17 protein-coding genes are annotated in these 26,323 nt (G+C 44.7%); 14 read left to right on the top strand and 3 right to left on the bottom strand.

The features are described from left to right. A partial coding sequence (locus tag CXF82_RS07985; protein ID WP_102043977.1) for a phosphoethanolamine transferase occupies positions 1-1,541 on the top strand: 1,541 nt, incomplete at its 5' end. Between the two features lie 106 nt (positions 1,542-1,647). Beyond that, positions 1,648-2,691 (top strand): GGDEF domain-containing protein, encoded by a 1,044-nt coding sequence (locus CXF82_RS07980; protein WP_101092078.1) that lies wholly within the window; start codon positions 1,648-1,650, stop codon positions 2,689-2,691. A 76-nt stretch (positions 2,692-2,767) separates the two neighbouring features. Here the strand turns inward: CXF82_RS07980 and CXF82_RS07975 are convergent, their stop codons facing one another. Both CXF82_RS07975 and CXF82_RS07970 read right to left on the bottom strand, forming a co-directional pair. After that, the gene (locus CXF82_RS07975) at positions 2,768-5,467 is read right to left on the bottom strand and encodes a bifunctional acetate--CoA ligase family protein/GNAT family N-acetyltransferase (RefSeq protein WP_102043976.1); all 2,700 of its coding nucleotides are present in this window, start codon (positions 5,465-5,467) and stop codon (positions 2,768-2,770) included. 119 nt (positions 5,468-5,586) lie between these two features. After that, entirely contained in the window at positions 5,587-7,830 is a 2,244-nt protein-coding gene (locus CXF82_RS07970) for a tetratricopeptide repeat protein (RefSeq protein WP_219621776.1), read from the bottom strand. 574 nt (positions 7,831-8,404) lie between these two features. Here CXF82_RS07970 and CXF82_RS07965 point away from each other — a divergent pair. The 9 genes from CXF82_RS07965 to prpF all read left to right on the top strand — a co-directional run bounded on the left by CXF82_RS07965 (position 8,405) and on the right by prpF (position 22,889). Further along, positions 8,405-9,292 (top strand): LysR family transcriptional regulator, encoded by an 888-nt coding sequence (locus tag CXF82_RS07965; RefSeq protein ID WP_102043975.1) that lies wholly within the window; start codon positions 8,405-8,407, stop codon positions 9,290-9,292. A gap of 92 nt (positions 9,293-9,384) precedes the next feature. After that, entirely contained in the window at positions 9,385-10,485 is a 1,101-nt protein-coding gene (locus CXF82_RS07960; protein ID WP_101092081.1) for an efflux RND transporter periplasmic adaptor subunit, read from the top strand. Positions 10,486-10,493: 8 nt separating this feature from the next. After that, complete coding sequence (locus tag CXF82_RS07955; protein WP_180961181.1) at positions 10,494-13,568, top strand: efflux RND transporter permease subunit; 3,075 nt, start codon at positions 10,494-10,496, stop codon at positions 13,566-13,568. 1 nt (position 13,569) lies between these two features. Then, positions 13,570-15,045: an efflux transporter outer membrane subunit gene (locus CXF82_RS07950; protein WP_102043973.1), complete on the top strand. Its 1,476-nt coding sequence runs from the start codon at positions 13,570-13,572 to the stop codon at positions 15,043-15,045. Positions 15,046-15,685: 640 nt separating this feature from the next. Then, on the top strand, positions 15,686-16,345 hold the full coding sequence (locus tag CXF82_RS07945) for a GntR family transcriptional regulator (RefSeq protein WP_101092084.1): 660 nt from the start codon (positions 15,686-15,688) through the stop codon (positions 16,343-16,345). Positions 16,346-16,498: 153 nt separating this feature from the next. Continuing rightward, complete coding sequence (prpB, locus tag CXF82_RS07940) at positions 16,499-17,377, top strand: methylisocitrate lyase (protein ID WP_101092085.1); 879 nt, start codon at positions 16,499-16,501, stop codon at positions 17,375-17,377. Positions 17,378-17,511: 134 nt separating this feature from the next. Continuing rightward, complete coding sequence (prpC, locus tag CXF82_RS07935) at positions 17,512-18,651, top strand: bifunctional 2-methylcitrate synthase/citrate synthase (RefSeq protein ID WP_102043972.1); 1,140 nt, start codon at positions 17,512-17,514, stop codon at positions 18,649-18,651. A 181-nt stretch (positions 18,652-18,832) separates the two neighbouring features. Then, positions 18,833-21,439, top strand: a complete 2,607-nt coding sequence (acnD, locus tag CXF82_RS07930) for a Fe/S-dependent 2-methylisocitrate dehydratase AcnD (RefSeq protein ID WP_102043971.1) — start codon at positions 18,833-18,835, stop codon at positions 21,437-21,439. A gap of 247 nt (positions 21,440-21,686) precedes the next feature. After that, positions 21,687-22,889 (top strand): 2-methylaconitate cis-trans isomerase PrpF, encoded by a 1,203-nt coding sequence (prpF, locus tag CXF82_RS07925; RefSeq protein WP_102043970.1) that lies wholly within the window; start codon positions 21,687-21,689, stop codon positions 22,887-22,889. A 74-nt stretch (positions 22,890-22,963) separates the two neighbouring features. Here the strand turns inward: prpF and CXF82_RS07920 are convergent, their stop codons facing one another. After that, positions 22,964-23,320: a winged helix-turn-helix transcriptional regulator gene (locus tag CXF82_RS07920; protein ID WP_374702340.1), complete on the bottom strand. Its 357-nt coding sequence runs from the start codon at positions 23,318-23,320 to the stop codon at positions 22,964-22,966. Positions 23,321-23,461: 141 nt separating this feature from the next. Here CXF82_RS07920 and CXF82_RS07915 point away from each other — a divergent pair, with 141 nt between their 5' ends. The 3 genes from CXF82_RS07915 to CXF82_RS07905 all read left to right on the top strand — a co-directional run bounded on the left by CXF82_RS07915 (position 23,462) and on the right by CXF82_RS07905 (position 26,155). Next, a complete protein-coding gene (locus tag CXF82_RS07915; protein ID WP_102043969.1) occupies positions 23,462-24,793 on the top strand; it encodes an aldehyde dehydrogenase family protein in 1,332 nt (443 codons plus the stop codon). A 77-nt stretch (positions 24,794-24,870) separates the two neighbouring features. After that, positions 24,871-25,653 carry a 2OG-Fe(II) oxygenase family protein gene (locus tag CXF82_RS07910; protein WP_102043968.1) on the top strand — a complete coding sequence of 261 codons (783 nt, stop codon included), beginning with the start codon at positions 24,871-24,873 and terminating at the stop codon, positions 25,651-25,653. Between the two features lie 211 nt (positions 25,654-25,864). Beyond that, entirely contained in the window at positions 25,865-26,155 is a 291-nt protein-coding gene (locus CXF82_RS07905) for a YkgJ family cysteine cluster protein (protein ID WP_101092092.1), read from the top strand. Positions 26,156-26,323 lie beyond the last annotated feature (168 nt).

Below are 26,323 nucleotides of genomic sequence, written 5' to 3'. Positions count from 1 at the left end.
TTTTCCAAATAGTTAAGCAAGGTATAGACAAGCAGGCTGATGTAAACTTTGTTTTTATTGCTACCATCCCGCTATTTCTTATTTTTGCGTTGAGCTTTATATTCAGTCTTTTTAGCCTTAAGCATGTAGCGAAGCCCTTTTTTATCGTACTAACATTGATGTCGTCGAGTGTGTTTTTTGCAGCGTTACAATACGGGGTTGTGTTTGATTACGGCATGATCGAGAACACATTTGAAACCAATTACGCCGAAGCGGCGACCTATTTGAATTGGGCTTCAGGGCTCAATTTTATGCTCACCGGCGCTATACCAGCCTTGCTCATATATAAAGCCAATATCCAATTTAAACCATTAGCCAAGGAGTTGTTACATAAACTGGTCTTTATGGTCGTGATGCTGATTGGCATTGCTGTTATTGCAGTCTTTTTCTATCAGAACTATGTCTCTTTTGGTCGAAATAATGACATTATTAAGCGCAATATCATTCCAACTTACTTTATTGGCTCTACTGCTAAGTATATTAATATTAACTACCTGCAAGAGCCTATTGAGTATAAGCAACTAGGACTAGATGCTAAAAACAGCACTGACAAAGCCAACGGGAAACCTAATTTAGTGGTGTTAGTCGTGGGCGAAACGGCTCGTGAGATGAACTACGAATACTACGGCTATGACAAACCGACCAATGCGCACACAGAAAACCAAGGCTTGCTAGCCTTTAAAGACACTTCTTCTTGTGGAACCGCAACAGCGGTGTCATTGCCTTGTATGTTCTCGCGGATGGATAGAGAAGATTATGAGTCAAGGCAAGCCAGAGCTCAGGACAGCGCCATTGATGTCCTTAATCATGCAGGGATTGCGTTAGATTGGCTGGATAACGACAGTGGTTGTAAAGGCGTTTGTGACAATGTCGACAATATCGTTATTGATCGTAGCAGTGATCCTGAGCTTTGCAATGGACAGTACTGTTATGACCAAGTGCTACTCAACACGCTTGATAACCGTCTTGAAAATATCGAGAGTAAAGATAGCCTATTAGTACTGCACATTATTGGTTCTCATGGGCCCACTTACTATTTACGTTACCCAGCAGCACATCGCTTTTTCACGCCTGATTGCCAGCGCAGTGATATCCAAAATTGTAGCGATGAAGAACTGATGAATACCTACGATAATACTATTCTCTATACTGATTATATCGTCTCTGAAGTGGTTAAAAAGCTAGCGCAGCAAAGTGACAAGTTTGATACCGCGATGCTTTATATTAGTGATCATGGTGAGTCGTTAGGTGAAAGTGGCATGTACCTTCATGGTGCACCTTATGCCTTTGCACCTGAAGAGCAAACCAAAGTGCCATTTCTAGGATGGTTTTCGAAAAGTTTCGCCAAACAAAATCGCCTTAACCTTGCGTGTTTAGCGAAAGAAGCTGAACAGGGTGGTTATTCTCATGACAACTTATTTGACAGCTTACTGGGGTTGATGAACGTTAAATCTGATGTTTATCAAAAAGATAAAGATATATTCTCTCGCTGTCGTCAGTAAAGTTTAGTCAAAAGTGTTAAATAAATTATAAAAGAGGATGGCAACATCCTCTTTTTTGTTTATTGTATTGATATATATCAAGTTTAAAACTAGGGATGGGAATTATATGGATATGGCTCAACATTTGTCAGAGATAGAGCTGTCAGCGAGAATTTTACGGCATGCTGTTCCTAAAATGTCTGAACTGAACATCCCCGTCACCCCTAATAATTATTCAGTATGGTATGAATATTACTTAGGGATTAATTTGGATTTAAAGCGAGCGATCGATGGTTTACTCGCGAATGAAGTAAGCTTTACCGTTGATGTTAGCGATGGCTTATTTACCACTTATATCCAACAGCATTCCCCCGCAGTGATAGAAAATGTGCAGATAGAGACGCAGATGTTGATTAATAGTCTGCTGTCTAAAATTGCAGGGATGAGTCAAGGTACTGTAAAGTTTTCAACCTCGCTTAAAACGTTTGATCAAGCGCTCAAAAATAATCCAAGCCCTGAAGTATTACAGACGCTTGTGGATGACATCGCCACAGAACTTGATGACATTATCAGTGCTAATATCGCGATGGATGAAAGCCTCAATAGCATGAATCAGGAGGTGAGCGCGCTTAAAACAGAGATGCTTGACCTGCGCTCGGTTGCTATGACGGATCAACTTACTGCCCTTAATAATCGCCGTGCTTTTGACGAAGAAGTGATTAGCCATATGGACACCTTCAACCAACAAGAGTTTAAAAGCAGTTTATTGGTTGTTGATATCGACCATTTCAAAAAATTCAATGATGTACATGGCCATTTAATCGGTGACAAGGTGCTAACTTATGTGGCTCAAGCGCTAAAACAGAGCGTCAAAGGCGATGATTTTGTTGCGCGCTATGGCGGCGAAGAGTTTGTTATTTTATTGCATAATACTGGAATAGCAGAAGCCAAAATAGTTGCGGAGAACCTACGTAAAAAAATTGCCCAGCGGAATCTAACCATTGGTAAAGAGAAGAAACTGCCATTAGGTAATATTACCGTTTCAGTTGGTTGTGCATCACTGAAATTTAACGATAGCAAAGACAGTTATTTTATTCGCGCTGATGAAGCCTTGTATCGCGCTAAATCTGCAGGGCGAAACTGTGTGATAGCGGAGTCAGCAGTAGAGTAGGCTGCAGCGTCACTTTATCACTATCGAAATGGGCAGCTCCGTTGCTGCCCATTTGCACATTGAGTGAAGGTTGCTGTTAAGGCTTAGGTTTTAAATCCATATGCATTTTAATTAAACGCTCCTCCATATCAAAAGTGACCGTAAAGCCTAAATGTTTAGCTAGGCTCGCCATATTGCGATTTTCAAACAGGGTAAAGCCGGTCAAAACCTCAGTATCATTATCTTTATAATAGCTAATCAGCTTTTCAAGCAGTAATTTACCGAGTCCCTGTCCTTGGTGGTTACTTCTTACTGCCATCGCAAATTCAGCCTCGGTGTTATCAGGATCGATAGAGGCCCTAATAGCACCTAAGGTAATATCCTCTCCATCTTCCCCTTTGGTGGTGGCGATAAAGGCCATTTCGCGAGCGTAATCAATCTGGGTGAGTACCGCCATCTCCTCATGTGTCATTTTAGAGCGAACACCAAAATAGCGTTTATATCTATCTTCATCAGACAATGAGTTATCAAACGCCAAATGTTTAGGTTCATCCTCCGGCAAAATAGGCCGTAACATCACTTGCTGGCCGTTTTTAAGCGTCGCTAGTTGCTCAAGCTCTTTAGGGTACGGAGAGATAGCTAAACGGCCTGCATTGTCTACTGGCTCTTTATGCAGTTGGATATTCACATCCAATAGCGTGATTGATGTGCCCGCACATAAAACAGGATTTAGATCTAACGAGGCTATCTCTGGACAATCGATAATCAGATGCGATATTTGCGTTAACATTACGCAAAGGGCATTCATATTGAGCCCAAGGGGTAGATGTCTATCTTTAAGCTTCTTAGTTTTGAGGGCTTGGATCACCATATAACGAGCCAAGGTCATGTTTAATGGCGGCAAGGCAACGGCGGCATCCTTTGTTGGGTCCCATTCAGAGCCACCTTCACCGAGTAATATCGCGGGACCAAATACTGGATCATTCGCCACAGCGACCCTAATCTCTTGTGCTCCGGCTGTTAACGCCATTTTTTGTACTATAAGTCCTTCAACTCTGGCGTCAGGATTAAGCGAGATCACTCGTTCAATCATTGATTTTGCGGCATGCTTAACTTCTTGATCGGAAGTCAGGTTTAACATCACCCCGTGTACGTCAGATTTATGATGGATATCAGGAGACTGCACTTTTAACGCGATAGGGTAGCCAGCTTGATTGGCTAAGGCAACTGCTTGTTCAGGGCTACTGGCAAACCAAGTATCAATCGTTTTAAGACCATAGGCGTTTAAAATACTGCGTGATTCATGGGTTTCTAAAATGGTTTTACCTTGGCTTAAAGCGTGTTGCAGTCTTTCACGCGCCACTTCGGTATTAGCTGGAATATTATCGGGGATCGATAGTGGCACTTCTTGCAGCAATTTTTGGTTACGGCGGTATTCAACCATGTGCATAAAGGCGCCGACGGCGCCTTCTGGCGTGCGATACGTTGGGATCCCAGAACGGGAGAAGTGTTTGCGCGCAGCATAAGCTGAATCTTCACCGCTCCAGTTGGTTAAGATATTGACTCTATTTTTATTGGGATGTTTTGCGATCGTATTAGCAATCTCTTCTGCTATCTGAACACTTTCGCCTAATGCTGAAGGCGAGTGCAAGATTAATATAGCATCCAAGTTATCGCTATCCATCATGATCTCAAGTGATTTTGCATACCTTTGTGCATCGGAATCCCCGCCAATATCGACGGGATTTTGTCCTGACCAACTTTTTGGTAACAGTGCATTTAATCTTTGATGAATATCGGCAGATAACAGCGGTAACTTGCCGCCGCTTAACATTAACACATCAAGAGCAAGTACCGCGGGGCCACCACCATTACTGATTATCCCAAGACGTTCACCTTGCAAGGGCGCTGAGTGCGCTAACGTTTCTACTGCGGCAAAGAGTTCGATTAAGTCATTTACGCGCAGCATACCAGCGCGCCTGAAAGCAGCCTCATACACCGCATCATTGCCGGGGATCCCACCAGTATGCAGTTGTGCGGCGCTGGTGCCTTCAGCGCTTCTCCCTGATTTAATCACTAGAATAGGCTTATTTCTGGATGCTGCTCTAGCTGCAGACAAAAAATGACGCTTCTCATTAACAGAATCGATATACAGCATAATGGCGTTGGTTTTTGAATCTCGACCTAAATAATCCAAAAGTTCATCAAAGTCGATATCATTAGCATCACCTAAAGAAATAAATGATGAAAATCCAATACCCTTATTATTAGCCCAATCCAAAACCGTGGTGCATATTGCGGCTGATTGAGACACAAACGCAATTTTTCCTGGCAGGGCACTGGTGTGCGCTAAGCTGGCGTTAAGCCCCAAGTTAGGCAGGATCATGCCAAGACTGTTGGGGCCTAAAATGCGCATGCCATAACGGTTAGCATGCTGCTGCATTTGAGTCAGTAGGCTAATACCATCTTCGGTTAACTCATCCGCCATCCCCGACGCCATCACGATAGCGACTTTACAGCCAAACTGGGCTAAGGTTTCGATAATGGCAGGTACGCGACTCGCCGCGGTACAGATGATGGCTAAATCAGGTTTAAGCGGCAAAGCTTGAATATTTGGATAAGCAAGCACCCCCATTACAGCTTCATATTTTGGCGTTACAGGCATAATAGGCCCAGAGAAACCGCCTGAGAGCAGGTTCTTCATCAACACATTACCCGCTCGTTTGGGGTCATTTGAAGCGCCAATAATCGCCACTGATTTTGGTTTAAAAAGGTTATGAAGCGTACGTTGGCTCATGCACTTATCCTATAAGTCAGTATGTTATGAGTGTACATGAGCAGATTGAATTATCCATAAGAGTTTAGTCGTGCATACCCTCTAATTTAACCTAAATTGATCATCATCAATGCGGCAAACTAGGGTTGGAAACGCGCCCTCAGTTGATTGACTGTATCAGCGGGTACCCGAGTCGATAACTGCTGTAAGCATTGCTTAGCCTGAGGGCTGTGATGACTTAGCATCAGCTCACATAAAGCATATAGGTACTGCGGATTACCACTGATCTGATAAGCTTTATCAAATGCGGCGCCCGCTTTGACGACTGAAGCGGGCGTTATGGCAATGGCGTACACATACCAAAATCGAGCGTTATTAGGTTCAAGCTCTGTTGCTCGAATAAGGTGTTCCATAGCTTTTTCCGTTTGTTTCGCCCGTAAAAGAGCAAGGGCCATACTAAACTGGATTGCACCTGAGGTGGGTTGCGCCTTAATGCCTTTCTCGAGAGTTGTCAGTGCCAGCGTATCTTGTTCATTTGAGCGATAGAGATCGGCAAGATTGATATAGGCAGCTGCATAATTTGATTGCACAGCAATTGCGGCTTTATATTCTGTAATAGCTTGTTTTACTTTACCTTGATTAGCATAAAGATGAGCAAGGTTAGTACGAGCAAAGCCACGGTCGCCATTAAACTTCAAGATTTCAATATACTCAGCCAATGGCGCTGATAATTGCTTTTGCTGCGCAGAGGTTAGTTCAGGCCAAAACCCCGCTAATGCTCCTGCAGCTTGACTGCGCACCATAAGAACATCGTCATTAAGCAGCGGCGCTAACATACGCCATCTGTCTGCAATCGGGTACGGAGTACTGCCTTGTATTGCACCAAATCTCAATAAAGGGTCGTCATGGCGAGTCGCTCTTGCAATAGCGACCACCCCGTTTCTACCAGGATATTGCTGTAAGCGCTCAAGCGCTCCAGCGCGAATAATGGCTGCTTGCTGGTGGTCTTGGGCAATATAGGAAAGTTGATCTCCAGCCGTGGGCATACGCGCTCTAGCGCCAGCAAAAGCACTGCTAAAATGTGTTGCATCGTAGGTGTTTAATGTTGGATACCAAGCGGTTGTTTTATCGACTGCCCACGCTATGTCTTTGTCTTGATGGCATTGATTACAAGCATTTTGGGTGCCTATGCGCTGAGAGTTTGCGGGTTTTGGAATGCTAAAACTATGATCTCTGCGCTTATCGATTTGCATATAGGTTGTTTGTGGCATATGGCAATTCACACATTGAGCGCCACTGCTATTGGCTTGATGCTTATGGTGCTCGTTAGTATCAAACTTAGCAGGACTATGGCATTGACTGCACAACGCATTACCTGGCAGTACCGTTTTTGTCGAATGGGGGTTATGACAGTTGCTACAAACCACACGATTGTCATGCATTTTTGACTGCAGAAACGAGCCGTAAACGTAATCTTCATCGTAGACCTGGCCATCATCATAATAAAGATCTTGGCTGATCAGGTTTAACTGATAGCGATCACCAAAATCTGTATTAACTAATGGATTACTATCGCTTATTTGCAGTCTGCGACTATGGCATTGAGCACACGTTTGTAATTGGTCACTGGGTTGTGTACCTACGGGTTTAGCGGTGTAAATGGCCGTATTGGCTAAGTCACTTTTACCAGCATCGTCTTGTTGCCATGTCCAGTTTGACACGGGTTTGGTTAAGACTCTGTCGAAGCCTTTGGCTTGCGACGCTGACTCAGCTGTTTTATTCGCCCATGATAGATGCTTGCTTGCAGCCCCATGGCAGGCTTCACAGCCGACGTTAATCTCGGAAAAGGTCGTGTTGAAGCGATCTTTTTCGAAATCGTAGTTCTTTTTAACATTGGTTGAGTGGCAATCTGCACACATGAAGTTCCAATTTTGGCCTACATTCTGCCAGAAGAAATCATCATGTTTAGCGCTAGAGTCTGGGTATAGGTGGAACCATTTCTGCCCGCCTTTTGCGACTGGGCGGTTATCCCATGCAAAAGGGATGAGTTGCACGCGTCCATCTTCAAACTCAACCATATATTGCTGTAATGGCTCGATACCGAAGGTATAGCTTATTTTAAAATCGTTGAACTGCCCGCTGCCATCTTCGATATTGACCCAGTATTCATCACCTTGAGTAAAAAAACGGTTTTGCTTACCTTGGTAGGTGAATTGAGTACTAAAATTTGCGGCAACAGAGTGCTTATTGGCGTGTTTCATTGCCATATCGTGATCAGAACCGCTCCAATCGTTAAAAGCTTGCTGATGACACTGCTCGCATTCAAATGAACCGACAAACTCAGCTGCAATGATGTGCCGAGTGGCAAATATACTCATCAACATAAATGTTAGTAATGCCCAGCGTTGAAACGCACTTTGTCTTAGCTTCTTTCTTGGCAAACTTTTGATAATCAGTTCCTTTTGGTATCAAATAATCACTCGAGCCTTATTTGACTTTACACTTAAACAAGATCTTGAGAAAGGGCATAAACACCACCTCTATTCGTTTTGAGTTATTTTTTACAGCTTTTGCGGTTATCTAATATTGGCAGGGATAAGCAATGATTCATAATCACTAATGGTATAAACAGCATTGATGCTTGGCAGTGTTTGATGCCGTTAATTGCTATTGCTCGCTAATAGCGCGGAGCGTAGACAAAAAGTTATCGTGGCTTTGAAGCGTCCATAAGCGCTAGCTCTCGTGATCCTATCTCGAATTGTTACCGCTTAAATCATATCGGCTGGTTACTTTGCGTATTGTAATCTGTGCGTTAATCCACATAGCGGCAGACAAAACTATGACCGCATGTTAAAAACCGCTACAGTTCTACGCAATCTTAGTCTTTTGATGGCAGATACTTTTTGGCATCAATTTCCTCTGTAATACAGATAAATAGCACGATAAAGGCAGTTTAGTATGCGCATAGAAGATCTAAAGTTATTTACGATTGTGGTTAAGCTCGGCAGTTTTACTGCGGCAGCTAATGCTTTAGATCTGCCGCGAGCCAACGTCAGTCGACGAATAGGCGAATTGGAACGAGCACTCAATGCGCAACTCTTTTTCAGAACCACCCGACAACTGAGATTGACTCAACATGGTGAGGCTTATTATCACGAGTTATTAACGGTGCTTGAAGGCTTTGAGCAAGCTAAAAATAAGCTCCTCGACATCGATGACAAACCCGTTGGAAAAGTGAAAGTGGGTTTTTTACCTGAAAGCGATGAAGCTTTGCAGCCTGCATTGGCAAAGTTTCAGCTGTTATATCCACATATTGAACTGGATCTGCGGATCACCAATAACTATGTCACCGATATCTATTCTCAAGCGCTCGACTTTGTTCTTCATGCCGGTAAAATTCAAGACTCGGGCTTTATTGCTCGACGTTTGCTCAGTCTTGGACGGGCAATATATGCGAGCCCTGAGTATATCCAAGACAAAGGCGAGCCCAAGTCGTTAGCAGAACTGGCACAGCATCAAGCCATCTGTTATCGCTGGCCTGATGGAACACTAGATGATAACTGGGATTTAATTACTGATACCGTTAAAGTTAATTGTCGCTTTAGTTGTAACCATATGGGCTTTGTACGGCGAGCCATTGTTGGCGGGCAGGGCATAGGTTTTATGCCCCCGCTATTTGCATTGGCGGCAATTGAAAGCAAAAACTTAGTACGGATCTTACCTGAGTATGAATCTAAGAAAGAAGATGTTTGGCTTATCTACCCAGATAGAAAAGGGATGAGCTTGCCGACTCGGCTATTGATTGATTTTTTATTACAAGAAATACCACAACGTGCGAATTTGTAATGAAATTCGTGACAGTGTAGTGCGGGAAGACTGATTATCTTGCAAAGTTAAACACATACACTCTCTCCCAATAGTTCTATTGGGAGAAAATAATGAACCACCCGACGTCGAAAATCGTAAAGTTTGCTGTAGCACCACTTGCATTAGTGATCACTTCAGCCTGCAGCCAGGCTCCAGCTTCTGTGCACATAGATATGTTAAAGCCTGAACGACCTGTTCAAGTGATGACACTGGACAATACACAGCAAGCCAGTATTAAACAATTTTCAGGCGTGCTTGAAGCGACGCAAACTGCAAATTTAGCCTTCAAAGTTTCGGGTACCATCGAAGCTATTCTGGTCAAAACCGGTGATATTGTCGAAAAAGGCCAAGTATTGGCAAGGCTCGAACCTCATGATTACCAAGTCAATGTGGTTGAGTTACAAGCTCGCCTAGCCGAAGCAAATGCCGCTCACCACCTAGCAAAAGTTGAACTCGACCGAGTCGAACAAGCCATCGCTGATGATGCTATTTCTAAAGTTAATCTAGATAGAGCCCAAAGCGGCTTTCAGCGTAGCTTAGCCATGGTCGATGTTGTGACGCAGAACCTGCAAAAATCCCAAGATGCTCTCGATTATACTGAGCTTAAAGCCCCCTTTAGCGGCGTTATAGGTGCAAAGTTTCAACAAACATTCGAACAAACGGCCTCAGGCGCAGCGGTCTTTTCCCTGCATCAACCTAACGAGTTAAAAGCCATTATCGATGTGCCTGAAAATTTGATGGGTCAGTTGATGCTGTCTCAGCAAGCATCGGTTAGCTGGCATGGAGAGGAAGGGCTTACGTCAATACTTAGCGCAATGGACACCTTGCCCGATCCGATTAAACAGACTTATAACGTTGAATTTGTCATCGAACAGCCAACAGATGCGTTGCCAGGTAAAGCGGTTAATGTCGCGGTGAATTTCAACAATGAACAGGTCAATTACTGCGTACCTTACGCGGCGCTGATTCAAGATAAAGCAGGAAAAAGTGTTTATGTCATTAAAGATACAACGGTTATTGAAACCGCCGTTACAGTGCAATCCCTACAGAGTAACAGTGTTTGTTTAAGCGGAGACTTACATGTGGGTGACGCCATTGTGACAGCCGGTGTTAATTATCTTCAACCCAATCAAACGGTCACCAAAACCGTTGTTAAAGCTTTTAGCTATTAGGAATTATGATGAATTTGGCTGAATTTGCGATTAAACAGCGTCTGTTTGTGCTGTTCTTTAGCGTGTTATGTGTGATTGTCGGTATCATTTCCTATTTTGAGCTGGGTAAGCTGGAAGACCCTACTTTTACGGTTAAAAGCGCAGTAGTTGTGACGCTTTATCCCGGTGCTTCTGCAAAAGAAGTTGAGTTACAAGTTACTGATAAAATTGAGACTAAGCTACAAGAAATGGGCTCAGTGTGGAAGCTGCGCTCTTTGTCTCGTCCTGGTAGTTCGATGATTTTTGTCGATTTAAAAGAAACGACTAATTCTGATGAGTTACCACAGGAGTGGGATTTACTGAGACGCAAGGTCAATGACGTTAAGCTTACTTTACCTGTTACCGCGCAAGTCAGCATAGTGCAAGATGAGTTCTCAGAAGTGTACGGCATGTTATTTAGTGTCTATGGCGAGAACGCTCAGCCTGAAGCGTTACGTCAATACGCAAAAGAGCTACAACGTCGAATTAAGACCGTTGATGGCATTAAGAAAGTCCAGCTTCACGGGGTCCAAAGTCAGGCGGTTTATATTGACCTTCCTGATGCGCGATTAGCCCAGTACGGGATCTCTTCTGCACAGGTGATTAATCAGTTAGCAACCCAGAACTTAACCTATAACAGCGGTAGCTTTGCAGCTGACAATGAGCGTATTCGTGTTGACCAAAGTAGCGCCTTTAAGTCCATTGATGATATTAAAGCGCTCACAATTAAAGGAGGGTTCGGCGACTACAGCACGGGACTGTTAAGATTGGGAGATATTGCCGATGTCAGCTTAGGTTACCAAGCCCCCGCAATGACTTTGAGTCGTTTCAATGGTAAGCAAGCCGTTACACTGGCCGTGAGTCCGGTTTCTGGAATTAATGTCGTTAGCTTGGGTGAAAGCTTAACCCAGATCATTGCTGAATATCAGCAAGAGCTGCCGATAGGCATTGAAATTGGCACTATTGCTTTTCAGCCAGACGAAGTTCAAAAGTCTGTAGAAGATTTTGTGGTGAACCTACTTGAGAGTGTCACAATTGTATTTGTTGTGCTGCTTATTTTTATGGGCTTTAAAAGCGCAACCATTGTTGGTGGCAGCTTAGTTTTTACCATCTTGTTAACCCTCATTTATATGTACCTTGCAGGGGTCGACCTTCAACGCGTCTCGTTAGGAACCTTTATTTTGGCACTGGGCATGCTAGTCGATAACGCGATTGTTATCACCGACCTGTTCGTGGTGAAGTTAAATAAGGGGATTGAACGCACTAAAGCTGCAGTTGATTCAGTCAAAGAGACATCTAAACCCTTATTTGCTGCCACAATTATTGCCATCATGGGCTCTAGCCCTGTCTTGTTTTCGCAAACTGATTCGGGTGAATTTGCTGGTTCAGTATTCGTTATTATGTGTTCCTCACTGCTATTTTCGTGGCTTGTGGCAGTCACACTCACACCGCTATTGTGCTGGTTATGGATAAAGCCAAGCACGAAAAAGGTAGATGCTAACGCCAAACCAAGTCGTTACCAATTATCGGTTAACTGGACGGTGATGAATCCAGTCAAAGCGATTTCTATGGTCGTGCCGTTGTTATTGGTGACAGCATTGGCAGCCCCTTATGTCGCTATCAATTTTATTCCTAGCTCTGACCGTCCTATGGTCTTCTTAGATTACTGGTTACCCAATGGTGCTAAGATAGAAAGCACTTCAGCTGATATGAAGAAAATTGAAGGCTGGTTGATAAAACAACCCGAAGTGGCGGTTATCTCGAGTTACGTAGGGGCAAGTGCACCAAGATTCTCAGTCACAGTAGAACCAGAACCTTTTGATACGAGTTATGGGCAAATCGTGATTAATGTAGTTGATTACGAGGCTATTGAGTCGCTCACCAAACGGGGTGATATATGGCTGGCAAATAACTTTCCGGGCTCTGAGCCTCGCTTTAGAAACCTAAAGCTGGCGACTAAAGATAAATACAGTGTTGAAGCACGTTTCTCTGGCCCTGATCCACAGGTCTTGCATAGATTGTCGGCTGAAGCACAAGTTATCATGCAGGCAAACAGTAATACCAAGTATGTTCGTGATGACTGGCGTCAGCTGAGTAAAGTGATTAAACCAGTGGTAAACCAGGAGCAGGCTCGCCGAGCTGGTATCAATCGCACCGATATTTCCCTTGCGATTAAGCGAGCCACAGAGGGCGTCACTGTGGGTACATTGAATCAGGGGGATCAGCTAATTCCTATTAGTTTCAGAAGCGCAAATGCTGATCTAAGTAGCTTAGAAACCTTACCTGTTCGTTCATTGCTAGGCGTTAACAGTGTGCCGTTAGGGCAGGTGGTTGATAGCTTTGAGCTGAAGAGCGAAGAGAGCATAATCTGGCGCCGCAATCGTGTGCCGACAATTACAGCCCAAGCGGATGTGTTTGATGCGACGCCTGCTGTAGTGCGTAATCAGATAAAAGATCAAATTGAAGCCATTAAGCTCCCAGCGGGCTATGCATTTAATTGGGGCGGTGAATACTACGATGAAAACCGAACTATCACCGACACGTTAAGCCAGTTACCTAAGGCGCTATTGATGATGGTGGTGATTATGGTGGCGATGTTTAATGGCTTTAAGCAGCCAGCAATCATTTTAATCACTCTGCCACTAGCGGCTATAGGTGTGACTTGGACCTTACTCTTGCTAGACAAACCCTTTGGCTTTATGGCGTTGATTGGTGCCATTACGCTATCGGGCATGATTATTAAAAATGGCATTGTACTGATGGATCAAATTGAGCTTGAACGGGCTAATAACAAGCCATTACAAGAAGCAGTAAAAGCGGCAACCCTTAATCGTACGATGGCGATCTCTATGGGTGCACTGACAACAGCATTAGGGATGATCCCACTATTAAGCGATAGATTGTTTGACCAAATGGCAGCAACAATTATTGGCGGATTAGCAGCGGCGACAGTGTTATCACTGTTTATTATGCCGGCCTTCTACTGCCTGTTTTATCGCAACTGCGATGATAATGCAGAAGCAACTGACCCAATATTTTCTAGTGCCGCTATGGAGCAAAAATAATATGAATCTCTATAAAATTGCGCCGTTAGCGATTGCTATGATCATGACTGGTTGCGCAGTAGGACCTGATTATCAGGCGCCGACCACTAACTTAGACAGCGAATATTTGTATCAAGATACAGCTGGGACGGTTGCTGGTGAGCGAAGCGCGGCTAATACAGATGCATGGTGGACGCAGTTTAATGATCCTATTTTGAATCAGTTGGTCATTGATGCGCAAAATCAAGCGATCCCGCTAAAGATCGCAGCGCAACGCATCAGAATGGCGCAGTCTTATCAAAGTGCGATTGAGTCATTTAAAGTGCCTACGGTTAATCTGGGCGCGGGTTTTGGTAACTATCAGATCAGTGATAATGACCCTTTACTCGGGGGCGCGATAACCGCGACTAACCCTGTTAGTGGTGAAGAGTTGGGCTTGGTTGATGATAACAATAGCGCTTTCTTTGCGGGAGCGACGATTGCGTGGGAGGCGGATCTCTTTGGCAGAATAGACCGGCTAGCAAATGCCGCCGCTATCCGCAAAGAACAGATGATCATTATGCGTGAAGGCTTAACAACACTGATTACTTCTGATGTGATCCATAATTATCTGCAAATGCGTGGCGCTCAAGAACGTAAGCAGATCGCACTGCACACGGTTGAAGATCAACAGAAGACGCTCAAATTAGTGCAGTTAATGGTTAAGAGCGGTTATGGATCAAAGCTTGATGAAGCACGTGCTAAAGCCATGTTAGCAGTGACGAAATCTGTTGTGCCACAACTTAATATTGCTGAAAATGCTCATAAACAGCGCTTAGTCATCTTGCTAGGTGAAACGCCAAAACAGGGTGAACAACGCTTTAGTCAACCTATGCCACTGCCTAATTTTGATGGCGTTATCCCAACAGGCTTGCCATCTGATTTACTTAACCGCAGACCGGATATCAGGATTGCCGAGCGCGAGATGGCAGCGCTTAATGAAGAGCGCGCTGCAGCCATCGCCGCTCAATATCCAAAAGTATTCTTAACGGGTGCTCCTGGTGTTTTGGCAAAAGACTTTGACGACTTGTTTAGCAGTGACTCCATAGCATGGGCCGGTAGCATAGGTGTGAGTTGGAATGTGTTTGATGGTGGTCGAGGTGATGCCATAGTTGAAATGCAAGAGGCACGGTTCGATTCCAGTGTTCTCAGCTATCAACATGCAGTGATTGCCGCTTTTGGTGAGGTTGAAACCTTATTGCAGGGCTACGGCTATAGCCAGCAATATGTGCAACTCGTCAGCGAAGCAGAAGCTGAGACCACTAATGCGGTCAATAAAGCCAAATCACTGTACAAAGCGGGACTCAGTGGCTATTTGTCTATTTTGGACGCGCAGCGTCAAGAAAATATGATTAAAGACCGTGTGGTTGCTGCAAAATTACAAACTGCGCATATGACCATTGGCCTCCATAAAGCCCTTGGGGGTAACTGGCAGGTTGAGAATGTTCCTGCTCACTAATCTTTATTTTTAGTCAATCTATATAAGCAGCACTCAGTGCTGCTTTTTTTGTTAAAAACGAGACACTAAAGCTGCAACTAGCCTAGGGGGTGTGGTTCTTTGACGGTTGTTTTTACCGCAGTTTATTGGCTATTTTGACAAGGCGGAGGCTATGTCGTTTAGTCATTCTCCACTAATAACCTACAACACAGTCAAAATAGTCAAGAAGCGCGACCTTGCGTTATCTATAAAGGATATTGTCGACACTTGTTGACTTCATGCTAGTGCCTATATTTGTCCCCACAATGCAAATGTGACTCGTGAAATTAAAACCAATAAAGAGCAGTTCTGAGTCTATTTGATAATACTCTAAATCTTGAGGTTTAATCTGTAACTTTAATATAACCTCATGAATCTAAACATTACTGTAGTGATTTTAAAGACTGATCATTTAAAGTTCGCTCCTTGTTATGCTGCTATTAAGTGCTAAAAATTAGAGATTCTTACTGTCAGTTAAATTTGCCATATTTATGTGGGTGAACAAAAGTCGTCCATTATGCTTTACTCTACTTTGTCGACAATTTAGGGCTAAAGTGTTGACTAGGTCACATAATGACGCTAAATTGTCGACAATCCTTTTAGCAGAACTCAACGATGGTTTATGACATTTTTCACCGAACAGCCAGTAACGTCAGCAGATAAGACCTTTTTTCAGCTACGTAAAGATATCGTAGAAGGGGCTATATTGGCGGGTTCTAAGTTAAGTGAAACCGAGTTGTCGACAAAGTATGCCGTTAGTCGAGCGGTGATCCGTGAAGCGATTAACCGTTTAGAGGCAAGCCATTTAGTTGAGCGCAAAGCCAACGTTGGTGCAAGAGTGGTGACATTAACACCTGAAGGTTTGATTGAGCTTTATCAGGTCCGTGAGTCACTCGAAGGCATGGCGGCACGCTTAGCGGCACAAAATATGACAGATGGCGAAATCACCGATCTGCAATCGCTGCTCAATTCTCATTTTGAAAAAGTGCAATCGGGCCAGTCTTATTATCAAGAAGCGGGTGATGTCGATTTCCATTATCGCATTATTGTTGGTAGCAAAAACAAACACCTTATTTCGATGCTGACGGATGGTATTTATCATCTTGTACGCATGTATCGCGTTCAGTTGGGAATGAGTGGACCGCGTGTGACCACCGCTTTTGATGAACATAAACACATAGTACAAGCGATTTGTAACCGAGATGCGGAGCTCGCTGAAATGCTAATGCGCCGTCATATCTTGTATTCAAAATCGAGTATTGAGAGCAAGCTTTTGAGCTAAATAGCTCAACGAATAGTGAAACCGTTAGATCATAAAAACGTAATCAATAAACCGTTAAGTCATCATTATCATCTTCACAGGGCCCAGCTTGTATAAGCTATTTATACAAGTCGTTTAAACAAGCTGTGTGAGCAACAAAGAAAGGAACAGCACATGAGCGCAGGTAAGAAGTTTCGCGAGGCACTAGTTGCCAATAGTCCGCTACAAATTGTCGGTACCATTAATGCTTATTCAGCAATGATGGCGAAAAAAATTGGTCACCAAGCTATTTACTTATCTGGTGGCGGCGTTGCGAACGCATCGTACGGCTTACCTGATTTGGGCATGACATCCCTAAACGATGTGATTGTTGATGTGCAGCGTATTACTTCTGCATGTGATCTGCCGTTGTTAGTTGATATCGATACTGGCTGGGGCGGCGCGTTCAATATCGCCAAAACGGTTCGCGATATGGAAAAAGCCGGTGCAGCTGCTGTGCATATGGAAGATCAAGTTGCGCAAAAACGCTGTGGTCATCGTCCAAATAAAGAGATTGTGTCAACAGAAGAGATGGTCGACCGTATTAAAGCGGCTGTCGATGCTCGTACCGATCCAGATTTCTTCATTATGGCCCGTACAGATTCATTCGGACAAGAAGGACTTGAAGCGGCCATTGCACGTGCTAAAGCTTATGTTGCTGCTGGCGCCGATGGTATTTTCGCGGAAGCGGTTAAAACCGAAGAACATTACCGCGCCTTTGCTGACGCGCTGGATGTGCCTATTCTCGCCAATATCACTGAATTTGGCCAAACTGAGCTGTGGAACAAAGAGCAGTTAGGTGAGTGGGGCGCGTCTATGGTGCTTTATCCATTAAGTGCGTTTAGAGCAATGAACAAAGCAGCGGAAATGGTTTATACCTCGATTCTAGACCACGGCGACCAAAAGGCGGTGGTTGATTCTATGCAAACGCGTATGGATCTTTACGACTACCTTGGTTATCACGACTATGAGCAAAAGCTAGATAGTTTATTTGCTGAAGGTAAAAACCTTTAAGCAAGCAGCAACACGCTCGACAGCAGTACCTTACAAAACAAATCTAAAGCGCGATGAAATTGCGTTTTAGAATAAAAATATAAATACCCGCAGTCGTCATTTGACGGGTAACAAAAAATAGAAGGAAGATAGAAATGGCTGATACTAAAAAGGTAGATAAGAAGTTAGCGGGTGCAGGACTACGTGGTCAAAGTGCAGGTGAGACAACGCTTTGTACCGTGGGTAAATCAGGTTCAGGTCTAACCTATTGTGGTTATGATATATCTGACTTGGCAGATAACGCGACATTTGAAGAGGTCGCTTACTTGCTTTTTAATGGCGAACTGCCAAACCAAACTCAGCTGGATCACTACAAAACAGCGCTTTTTGCACAGCGCGATCTGCCACAAGCATTAAAAGAGGTGCTGCAACGCATTCCAGCTGATGCTCATCCAATGGATGTGATGCGCACCGGTTGTTCTTTCTTAGGTAACTTAGAACCAGAGAATGACTTTAGCGAGCAAACTACCTCGGCAAACCGCTTATTAGCCGCGTTTCCGGCCATCATGTGTTACTGGTACAAATTCTCTCACGACGGTGTAGAGATAGATTGTGTTACCGATGAAGCGTCTATAGGCGGTCATTTCTTACACCTGCTTAATGGCAAAGCGCCATCAGAGCAGCATCGCCGTGTTATGGATGTATCACTGATTCTTTATGCAGAGCATGAGTTTAACGCATCAACCTTTACCGCCCGCGTTTGTGCATCAACGCTATCAGATATGTACTCGTGCATTACGGGTGCTATCGGTACGTTACGTGGTCCACTGCATGGTGGCGCAAACGAAGCGGCAATGGATATGATCCAAAAGTTCAGCTCACCAGCCGATGCTAAAGAGCAAATGGCGGGCATGCTTGCACGTAAAGAGAAGATAATGGGCTTTGGACATGCCATCTACAGTACCTCTGATCCACGTAATGTGATTATCAAATCTTGGTCTGAGAAGCTGGCTCACGAGTCTGGTGATACTTCACTTTATGATATCTCTGTCGCATGTGAAGAGTTTATGTGGGACAGCAAGAAACTATTTTGTAACGCTGACTTTTTCCATGCGTCGGCTTATCACTTTATGGGCATTCCAACTAAGTTGTTTACCCCTATATTTGTCTGTTCACGTCTTACGGGCTGGGCGGCACACGTTATGGAACAGCGTACTAATAATCGCATTATTCGTCCAAGTGCAGATTACACCGGTAGCGATCCGCGTAAGGTTTCTCCGATAAGTGAAAGATAATCAATAGAAATTAGTAGTGGCAATTTATTTTATTGTCACTACTTAAAAAACTATTGATTTTAAACGGTTTTATTCTATCTAATAATTTCAATGCAAAGCGGGCCCACTTCGTAAAAGAAGTGACCGTAAATGAATAAGACCCCACCCAACGTGATGTCATGCTTTTTAAGTGGAACGCCTTATGAATACAACCTACCGTAAACCGTTACCTGGTACTGAATTAGATTTTTTTGATACCGAGGCTGCAGTTAATGCGATTAGCCCAGATGCTTATCGTAAGCTGCCATATTGTTCTCGTGTTTATGCCGAGAACTTAGTGCGTCGCTGCAACCCAGAAACGCTAACTGACTGTTTAAAGCAGATCATTGAGCGCAAAAGTGATTTAGACTTCCCTTGGTATCCTGCTCGAGTAGTGTGTCACGATATTCTAGGCCAAACTGCCTTGGTTGATTTAGCAGGTCTGCGTGATGCTATTGCAGATAGGGGCGGGGATCCTTCAAAAGTAAATCCAGTGGTACCAACACAGCTGATAGTCGACCATTCGTTGGCTGTAGAGCACGCCGGTTTTGAGAAAGACGCGTTTGAGAAAAACCGCGCTATTGAAGATCGACGTAATGAAGATCGCTTTCATTTTATTAACTGGACCAAAACGGCCTTTAAGAACATTGATGTGATCCAGCCAGGTAACGGCATCATGCATCAAATCAACTTAGAGAAGATGTCTCCCGTGGTGCAGGCTCGAGAAGGTGTGGCATTTCCGGACACCTTAGTGGGTACCGACAGCCATACACCTCATGTTGATGCACTGGGTGTTATTGCCATTGGTGTTGGCGGTCTTGAAGCTGAAAGTGTCATGCTTGGCCGACCATCTTATATGCGTCTGCCAGATATTGTGGGTGTTGAGCTGGTGGGTAAGCGCCAAGATGGCATTACTGCAACTGATATTGTGCTCGCTATTACTGAATTTTTACGCAATGAAAAAGTCGTTTCTACTTACCTTGAGTTTTATGGTGAAGGCGCTGCAAACCTAACGTTGGGCGACCGAGCAACCATCTCAAACATGACGCCAGAGTTTGGTGCAACAGCGGCGATGTTTTATATCGATGATAAGACCATCGATTACCTTAAACTCACAGGCCGTGAAGACAAGCAAGTTAAGCTCGTTGAAACCTATGCAAAACGTGCAGGCCTATGGGCTGATACATTAACTGAGGTTGAGTACGAGCGGGTACTGCGTTTTGACCTGTCCAGTGTCGGGCGTAATATTGCAGGTCCATCTAACCCTCATCGCCGAGTATCAACCAAGGATCTTGCCGAAAAAGGCATTAGTGGCGTAGTTGAAAATGAAGAGGGCTTAATGCCTGATGGCGCCTGCATTATTGCGGCGATCACCAGCTGTACTAACACATCAAACCCCCGCAACGTGATTGCCGCAGGACTTATTGCTCGCAACGCGAATGCTAAAGGGTTAACCCGTAAACCATGGGTAAAAACCTCACTCGCTCCAGGTTCAAAAGCGGTACAGCTTTATCTTGAAGATGCCAATCTGCTAACAGAACTTGAAGCATTAGGCTTTGGTATTGTCGGTTTTGCCTGCACAACGTGTAACGGCATGAGCGGCGCACTGGACCCAGTGATTCAACAAGAAGTAATTGAACGCGATTTGTACACCACTGCGGTACTGTCTGGTAACCGTAACTTCGATGGCCGAATTCATCCATACGCCAAACAAGCGTTTTTAGCATCACCACCACTCGTCGTCGCTTACGCGATTGCCGGAACAATCCGTTTTGATATCGAAAAAGATGTGCTGGGTACTGACGCGGATGGTAATGCCATTATGCTAAAAGATCTGTGGCCATCCGATGAAGAGATTGATGCAGTCATTGCTCAAAGTGTTAAACCCGAGCAGTTCCGCAAAGTCTACGAACCCATGTTCGATATTAAAGTTGAATACGGCTCTGATAACGATCCACAGTACGATTGGCGTCCACAGAGTACCTATATTCGCCGTCCTCCTTACTGGGACGGAGCACTAGCCGGTGAGCGCACAATGAAAGGCATGCGTCCATTAGCGGTACTTGGCGATAATATTACCACTGACCATTTGTCACCTTCGAATGCGATTATGCTCGACAGTGCAGCGGGGGCATATTTAGATAAAATGGGCCTACCTGAAGTTGACTTTAACTCGTATGCAACTCATCGCGGCGATCATTTAACCGCGCAACGTGCCACCTTTGCTAACCCTAAGTTATTTAATGAAATGGTGACTAAGCTTGGCAAAACCGGCGAAGTTGAAGTGAAGCAGGGCTCTTTTGCACGTATCGAGCCAGAAGGCACTGAATCGCGTATGTGGGAAGCGATTGAGACCTATATGGAGCGTAAGCAGCCGTTGATCATTATTGCGGGTGCAGACTATGGCCAAGGTTCAAGCCGTGACTGGGCAGCAAAAGGTGTTCGTCTTGCGGGTGTTGAAGTAATTGTCGCCGAAGGATTTGAGCGTATTCACCGCACTAATCTTGTAGGTATGGGGGTATTGCCGCTTGAATTTACTAATAATGAAAACCGTCATACTCATCAAATCGATGGAACAGAAACCTATGATGTGATGGGTGATCGCACGCCTGGCGCTGCACTGACCGTGATTATGACGCGCAGCAATGGTGAGAGCGTTGAAATAGCCGTTAAGTGCCGCTTGGATACCGCCGAAGAGGTGTCTATCTATGAAGCTGGCGGTATTTTACAACGCTTCGCCAACGACTTTTTAGAGTCTTCAGTCGCGTAGACTTTATATCTTGCAACGCAGATGAGATCCCGCAAGCAAATGCTTGTAGGCTCTGCAGCGACATCCCCGTCGCCGCAGCTCATCTTCGCGGCAATAACGCCATTGACTCAGTGCATCGACTGCCCGCGCAGGGTTTACTTGCTCTCGCGGTGTTATGTCAGCGCACAAGAACCTAAGCTCACTCACGGTTCTAGTGGCGGCGCCGCGATCTGTTGTACCCAATATTAGCAATCTAACGGTAATCCTTATGACGCGTAACACAGTACATTTACCCCAGATTAAAGTACCAGCAACCTATATGCGTGGCGGCACCAGTAAAGGTGTATTTTTTAATTTAACCGATCTGCCACTAGCTGCGCAGGTGGCAGGTCCCGCCCGTGATTCACTGCTACTTCGAGTGATCGGCAGCCCAGATCCTTACGGCAAGCAAACCGACGGTATGGGTGGGGCAACCTCAAGTACCAGTAAAACGGTGATTGTGGCAAGCAGTACTCAGCCCGATCATGATGTCGATTACCTTTTCGGACAAGTCGCTATTGATAAGGCTTTTGTCGATTGGAGTGGTAACTGCGGTAATTTATCTGCCGCGGTTGGCTCGTTTGCCATTAGCTGCGGACTTGTTGATAACAGCCGTATTCCTGAAAATGGGATTGCAGTGGTTAGAATTTGGCAAAAAAACATCAGTAAAACCATTATTGCCCATGTGCCTATCACCAATGGTGAAGTGCAAGAAACCGGTGACTTTGAACTTGATGGTGTCACATTCCCAGCCGCTGAAGTGCAAGTCGAGTTTATGGACCCCGCCGATGGCGAAGGAGCAATGTTCCCCACAGGCAATCTAATCGATGAATTAATCGTACCGACTGACGTTGTCGCTGCTGGGGTGTTAAAAGCCACCATGATTAACGCAGGCATTCCTACCGTGTTTGTTAACGCACAAGATCTTGGTTATAGCGGTGCCGAATTGCAAGAGGCGATAAACAGTGACGCTAACGCGTTAACGATGTTTGAAACCATACGCGCTTATGGCGCCGTGCAAATGGGGCTTATTAGCCATATAGATGAAGCTGCTGGTCGGCAACATACCCCAAAAGTGGCCATCGTCGCCGCGCCTATTGATTACACGTCTTCAAGTGGCAAGGCTATCGCTAAAGGCGATATCGACCTTAACGTGCGCGCCTTATCTATGGGCAAGTTACATCACGCAATGATGGGCACTGCTGCAGTAGCCATTGGCACCGCAGCCGCAATTCCTGGCACGCTGGTAAGTATTGCTGCCGGTAACGTTGAACGTGAGTCTGTGCTATTTGGCCATCCATCTGGCACCTTAAAAGTGGGTGCTCAAGCAAAACGAGTTGATGGTCAATGGAAGGTGAACAAAGCAGTTATGAGCCGCAGTGCTCGAATACTGATGGAAGGTTGGGTGAGGGTGCCAAGCGATACTGTTTAAACATAACGGTAACCTAGCTGGTTAATCTTAACCATAAGAAGCAGAACACCAATGTACGTGTTCTGCTTGTTATGCTAAAAATCACTTTCTTCAGTCCAGTCTTTTAGCTTTTCTAATATCTCTAACGCGGTGCGACCAAACTCGGTGATCTCATAAGTGACAGCAATAGGGCGAGTACAAATCACCTCTCTGATAACCAGTCCTTGGCTCTCTAGCTCTTTAAGACGTTGATCAACCATTTTCTTACTGGCACCTCCTAACATGCGTGACAGCTCATTGAATCGCACTGGCCCATCTTTTAAATGCCACAAAATAGACGCTTTCCACTTGCCGCCTAAAATGCGCATTCCTCGCTCGATAAGGCAAGGCTGCTCGCAGTTTTGAATATTTATTTTTTCATCTTTAGTCATTGTATTTAAAGTCTTATTTATCATGTCGCAATCAAATTTACAGTGGTTACTAAAAGTATACTGGTTGCTTTAATTCTCCACTCTAGCAAAATATGCCCTAAGAACCAAAGATAAATTGCTCTGCATCACGATAAGTGAATGCCTTTTTAAGGAAGCAAATAGATGACAATGCTAATATCTTACGATCCAATCGATCAAAAACCACTCGGCGAAGTTCCCGTCACCACGATTGAACGTATGCCAGACTTGGTTAGCCAAGCAAAAAAAGCACAGAAAACGTGGGCTAAGTTATCGTTAATAGAGCGCCAGAAAAAAGTGGTTCAAGCTTATGAGAATCTTGCAAAAGTGCAGGAGTCGCTGGCACTATTAATCAGCAAAGAGATGGGAAAGGATTACCGCAGAGCAGGTTATGAGGCGGCAGGTACAGTGCAAAATGCTGATTACTTTTGCCAAGAAATTGTTGCAGCGTTGCAGCCTGAATCTTTGGGGCATGGCGCTGAGCTGCAATATAAGCCTTTGGGCGTGGTCGCTGTTATCTCACCGTGGAATTATCCGCTGGCGATGGCGAATAACTTGCTACTGCCTGCGCTCATGGCGGGTAATAGCGTGATATTAAAACCATCAGAAGAAACCCCCTTGGTGGCCGACTTGTTCGTTAACACACTTAACGAAGTATTGCCGGTCGGCGTATTGCAAGTCGCTCACGGTGGGGCTGACACAGGTAAGGCGTTAGTCAATGCCGATATTAATATGGTGGCTTTCACCGGTTCGCTTGCTGCGGGCAAACACATAATGGCGTCGGCGGCATCGTCTCTTAAAAGACTCGTGATGGAGCTTGGCGGTAACGATCCTATGATCGTCATGGCAACGGCTGATATCGATAAAGCGGTGCAGTATGCCGTGGCAAGTTCATTTGAGAATGCAGGACAGATGTGTACGTCGACTGAACGGGTCTATGTCGATGCGCGAGTTGCCGATGAGTTTGAGCAAAAGGTGGTGGCGCTTGCTCGCCGCTACCGAGTGGGCGCTTGGGATCAAACTGGCGTTAATATAGGGCCGATTGTTAATCATAAGCAGCATCAGGGCATTATCTCACAGCTTAAACATGCCGAGCAGAAAGGTGCAAAATTCCTTTTAGGCCAAGCGCATTATGAAACGCCTTTTGTACAGCCAACGGTTGTGACAAATATCACCCCTGATATGCAGTTAGAGACGCATGAAACCTTTGGCCCTATAGTTGCCATCAGTCGTTTCAATCATATATCTGAAGCCATTGAACGCGCAAATGCGAGCCCTTATGGACTTGGTGCAGCGGTATTTGGCGGCGTTGGCGCTGCAGATGTTGCAGAGCAGATGGAGGCTGGCATGGTGGGCGTAAATCAAGGTGCTGGTGGAGCAGGGCCTTGGGTCGGTGCTAAGCAAAGTGGCTTTGGTTTTCATGGCACGGCGGCTGGCCACCGACAATTTGCTCAAGTAAGAGTGCTCAGTAAATAGAATCACTCGGTGCAGCACCTTATGTCGTTAATAGCGTCAGTAACCATCACATAAAATTAAATACAGTTGAGTCGAATATGAGACAAGAAAATAAGCCAGAATCGTTCTTTGTTGCCGCGTTTGAGCCCGGCGCTGAGCATCCAGCATTACCAGCATGGGGCAACAGCACATTCAATCCTGCCAAGCTAAGCAGTGATTTTGATATTAGCCAAGTAGAGCGCCGGGAACTTGCCGACGTACCCGGCGCTTTTCAGTTGTTAAACGTGCTGTCTAAAGATGAATGCAAAAGATTAATTGAGATAAGTGAGCAACTTGAGTTTTTACCAGATGCAGCAGTGTCGTTACCCCGAAGTGTTCGCCATAACGATAGCTTAACCTGGATTGTTGACCCAAAAACAGATGGCACTATTTGGCAACGTATTGCTCATTTGATGGATGATAGACAGGGTATTTTTAACGGCGATAAAGCATTAGGTATTAATGCACGTTTTCGTTTTTATCGTTATAGCCAAGATGATTATTTTAAACCGCACTCCGATGGTTCTTGGCCTGGCAGCCGAATTATAGATAACCAGTTAATCGCCAATGCCTACCCAGATCGTTTTAGTCAAATGACCTTCTTAATTCTCCTTAGCGAAGACTTTGAAGGCGGTGAAACTCGTTTTTTGGTGAACGCAAACGATGCCACTAAACCCGCAAAAGCAGGCGATGAGGTTGTTAATGTCGATGTCAGAACACCCGCTGGTGGAGTATTGTGTTTTCCACACGGAATGCATCCTATGCACTGTATTCATAGCTCTGTTGCGATCACTAAAGGTGTTAAATACATCATCCGCACCGATGTTTTGTTAGCAGTGTAAAGGATTCATCGCTTGGTTTAGGTTTCATTGGTCCTAACGATTAGTCTTTCTACTAAGAAGGACTAAAGTTTACTCACTAACCAAATACTAATGGAATGGCATTGAAGGTGGAGGTTTGCTCTGCCTGCTAACACATCAAGTGCTAATCATGCTAATTTCTAATTTGTTCTAGTTGAGGTAAAATAGCCGATTATTCGATTTGATGACGCGCATGACCATTAATATTAAAAATATACCAGAAAAGGAAGTCACCTGTTCAAACTGTCAGGCTTGCTGCTGCCGTTTAGAGGTGTTTCTTCTGACTGATACTGGTGTTCCTGAAGAGTATATTGCTGTTGATAATTGGGGCGGCGAAACGATGTTTCGTTTAGAGGATGGTTGGTGTGCAGCATTAGATCGGGAGACACTGATGTGCTCTATTTATGAAAATCGCCCTTGGGTTTGTCGAGAATTCGAAATGGCTTCTTATGAATGTCTCGTAGAAAGAGAAGGGATGCTGTAGCGATATTTATGACCTTGAGAAATCTAGTTTGATTTGTCAGTAAGCTAGCTGCTTTAGGTCTTTATATGTTGATAATGACGGTTTGATTAAAGCGGTTATAGCGTTATATCGGCTCTTAAAATAATGGCCATCGTGTAATCTCGACGGCCATAATGCTGCTTACATCGC

This window comes from Shewanella sp. GutDb-MelDb (assembly GCF_002836075.1).
Lineage (GTDB): Bacteria > Pseudomonadota > Gammaproteobacteria > Enterobacterales > Shewanellaceae > Shewanella.
The sequence above is the reverse complement of the archived record's forward strand: the minus strand, read 5'-3'. Positions and strand labels throughout refer to the sequence as shown.

Coding starts and splice junctions, on each gene's coding strand:
- CXF82_RS07980 (WP_101092078.1), top strand. CDS start 1,648: ATGGATATGGCTCAACATTTGTCAGAGATAGAGCTGTCAGCGAGAATT.
- CXF82_RS07975 (WP_102043976.1), bottom strand. CDS start 5,467: ATGAGCCAACGTACGCTTCATAACCTTTTTAAACCAAAATCAGTGGCG.
- CXF82_RS07970 (WP_219621776.1), bottom strand. CDS start 7,830: ATGTTGATGAGTATATTTGCCACTCGGCACATCATTGCAGCTGAGTTT.
- CXF82_RS07965 (WP_102043975.1), top strand. CDS start 8,405: ATGCGCATAGAAGATCTAAAGTTATTTACGATTGTGGTTAAGCTCGGC.
- CXF82_RS07960 (WP_101092081.1), top strand. CDS start 9,385: ATGAACCACCCGACGTCGAAAATCGTAAAGTTTGCTGTAGCACCACTT.
- CXF82_RS07955 (WP_180961181.1), top strand. CDS start 10,494: ATGAATTTGGCTGAATTTGCGATTAAACAGCGTCTGTTTGTGCTGTTC.
- CXF82_RS07950 (WP_102043973.1), top strand. CDS start 13,570: ATGAATCTCTATAAAATTGCGCCGTTAGCGATTGCTATGATCATGACT.
- CXF82_RS07945 (WP_101092084.1), top strand. CDS start 15,686: ATGACATTTTTCACCGAACAGCCAGTAACGTCAGCAGATAAGACCTTT.
- prpB (WP_101092085.1), top strand. CDS start 16,499: ATGAGCGCAGGTAAGAAGTTTCGCGAGGCACTAGTTGCCAATAGTCCG.
- prpC (WP_102043972.1), top strand. CDS start 17,512: ATGGCTGATACTAAAAAGGTAGATAAGAAGTTAGCGGGTGCAGGACTA.
- acnD (WP_102043971.1), top strand. CDS start 18,833: ATGAATACAACCTACCGTAAACCGTTACCTGGTACTGAATTAGATTTT.
- prpF (WP_102043970.1), top strand. CDS start 21,687: ATGACGCGTAACACAGTACATTTACCCCAGATTAAAGTACCAGCAACC.
- CXF82_RS07915 (WP_102043969.1), top strand. CDS start 23,462: ATGACAATGCTAATATCTTACGATCCAATCGATCAAAAACCACTCGGC.
- CXF82_RS07910 (WP_102043968.1), top strand. CDS start 24,871: ATGAGACAAGAAAATAAGCCAGAATCGTTCTTTGTTGCCGCGTTTGAG.
- CXF82_RS07905 (WP_101092092.1), top strand. CDS start 25,865: ATGACCATTAATATTAAAAATATACCAGAAAAGGAAGTCACCTGTTCA.